General features: G+C 46.3%; 1 protein-coding gene and 1 pseudogene. One reads left to right on the forward strand and one right to left on the reverse strand.

Features of this window, described 5'->3' with window-relative positions:
• Positions 1-475, reverse strand: a pseudogene (locus PX481_RS13255) (cytochrome ubiquinol oxidase subunit I); the annotation flags it as partial.
• A 232-nt stretch (positions 476-707) separates the two neighbouring features.
• Between PX481_RS13255 and mnmG the strand changes: the two are divergent.
• A partial coding sequence (gene mnmG, locus PX481_RS13260; RefSeq protein ID WP_288094715.1) for a tRNA uridine-5-carboxymethylaminomethyl(34) synthesis enzyme MnmG occupies positions 708-2,543 on the forward strand: 1,836 nt, incomplete at its 3' end.

A 2,543-nucleotide genomic window follows, 5' to 3' on the forward strand; every position in this document is an offset into this window, starting at 1 on the left:
CGGCGGGGGTTTGCAGCCAAGAATTAGCGGTTAGAATCCAGAAGGTGGAAAGATTAGCCCCAAAAGCGACGAGAATTGTCGCTAGGAAGTGAATTAACGGGGGAACTCGTCACCAACCAAACAGCATAATTCCTAGAAAACTAGCCTCTAGCATAAAGGCCATGGTTCCCTCGAAACCGAGGATAGTTCCGAAAAAGTCCCCCACCGCTTCCGAAAAAGGCGCCCAATTCATGCCAAACTGGAAGGCCATGGGTAAACCAGAAGCAACTCCAATGCCGAAATTGAGAATGTAGAGTTTTGCCCAGAAGCGAGCGTGATGATAGTAGTCAGGATTGCGGGTTTTTAGCCATAATCCTTCGACAATGACTAGATAAATGCCCATACCAGTGGTTAACACCGGCCAAAGCATATGGAAAATAGCGGTGACGGCAAATTGTATCCGCGACAAAGCGACGGGATTGGCAAGTAAATCCATGATTACAATCTTTAAACGATCGTGAAGATATGATAAGCACCTATAATACTTAGCCAGTAATGCCCTGAAAAGGCAAGGGTAAATAGGGATTATACAGATTGTTTTTAGATTTATGCGATCGCTTTGGTGTTAGTCAATGACTTAGTTAGTATTCTTGTATTATATTGGGAGGAAAACTCAGAAAAATTGCTAGAATATTAGCCTGATTAATTAATTTTCCCCTCGATCGAGTATGACTTTCTCCTCAGCCGCAGACTTTCAAGATGAATTTGATGTCATCGTCGTCGGGGCGGGCCATTCCGGCTGTGAAGCAGCCCTAGCCTGCGCCCGTCTCGGTTGTCGTACCCTTCTCCTCACCCTTAATCTCGATAAAATCGCTTGGCAACCCTGTAACCCCGCCGTCGGTGGTCCGGCTAAATCCCAATTAACCCACGAAGTGGACGCTTTGGGCGGCGAAATTGGCAAAATGGCCGACCGCACCTATCTGCAAAAACGGGTTCTTAATGCCTCTCGCGGACCGGCAGTCTGGGCCCTACGCGCCCAAACCGATAAACGGGAATACGCGGCGGTGATGAAAGGTATCGTCGAAACCCAAGCCAATCTGGTTATTCGGGAAGGCATGGCCACAGACCTGATTTTAGGGGCAAATGAGCAAGTTTTAGGGGTAGAAACCTATTTCGGCACTTGTTTCGCCGCTAAAGCCGTCATTTTAACCACTGGCACTTTTTTAGGCGGCAAAATCTGGATCGGCGGCAAGTCTATGGCCGCCGGACGCGCGGGCGAATTTGCGGCGGTGGGTTTAACAGAAACCCTAAATCGTCTCGGATTCGAGACCGGTCGCCTAAAAACTGGCACTCCTGCCCGTGTGGATAAGCGTTCGGTGGATTACTCCCGTATGGAACCGCAACCGCCCGATGACGAGGTACGTTGGTTTAGTTTTGATCCAGAGGTGTGGATCGAACGGGAACAAATGAACTGTCATCTCACCCGCACCACGGCGGCAACTCATCAATTAATCAGAGATAATTTACATTTATCCCCCATTTATGGCGGTTTTATTGACTCCAAAGGGCCGCGTTATTGTCCTAGTATTGAGGACAAAATCGTCCGTTTTGCCGATAAAGAAAGTCATCAAATTTTTATTGAACCGGAAGGGCGCGATATTCCCGAACTTTATATCCAAGGCTTTTCAACGGGACTGCCGGAAAATGTTCAATTAGCAATGCTGCGGACTTTACCCGGTTTAGAAAACTGTGTAATGTTGCGTGCTGCCTATGCAGTGGAATACGATTATTTACCAGCAACTCAGTGTTATCCAACCCTGATGACGAAGAAGATTGAGGGGTTATTTTGTGCGGGACAAATTAACGGGACAACCGGTTATGAAGAAGCGGCAGCCCAGGGACTGGTGGCGGGGATTAATGCGGCCCGGTTTGCTTTAGGAAAAGAGTTAATTGTTTTTCCCCGGGAGGAAAGTTATCTAGGAACTTTGGTCGATGATTTGTGTACCAAGGATCTGCGGGAACCTTACCGGATGTTAACCAGTCGTTCCGAATATCGCTTAGTATTGCGATCGGATAATGCCGATCAAAGATTAACACCTTTAGGGCGAGAAATTGGCTTAATTGATGACCGGCGTTGGCAATTATTCCAAACTAAACAAGCTAATATTATCGCTGAAAAAGAACGCCTACACGAAACCAGAATTAAAGAACGGGATCAGGTGGCAATTGCCATCGTTAAGGATACAGAACAAAAAATCAAAGGTTCTCTCTCTTTAGCGGATTTACTGCGTCGTCCTAGCTTGCATTATCTCGATCTTGATCGTTATGGTTTAGGTAATCCTGATATAAATTTAGCCGAAAGAGAAGGGGTAGAAATTGAGATTAAATATTCCGGTTACTTGAAACGACAACAAAATCAAATTGACCAAATTAGTCGCCACAGTAACCGTCATTTATCCCCCGATATTGACTACATGAAAATCGAAACTTTGTCAATGGAATCGCGGGAAAAATTAACAAAAATTAAACCCGCCACCATCGGCCAAGCCTCGCGAATTGGCGGA

The sequence above is a fragment of the Microcystis sp. M53603_WE2 genome (genome assembly GCF_030065435.1).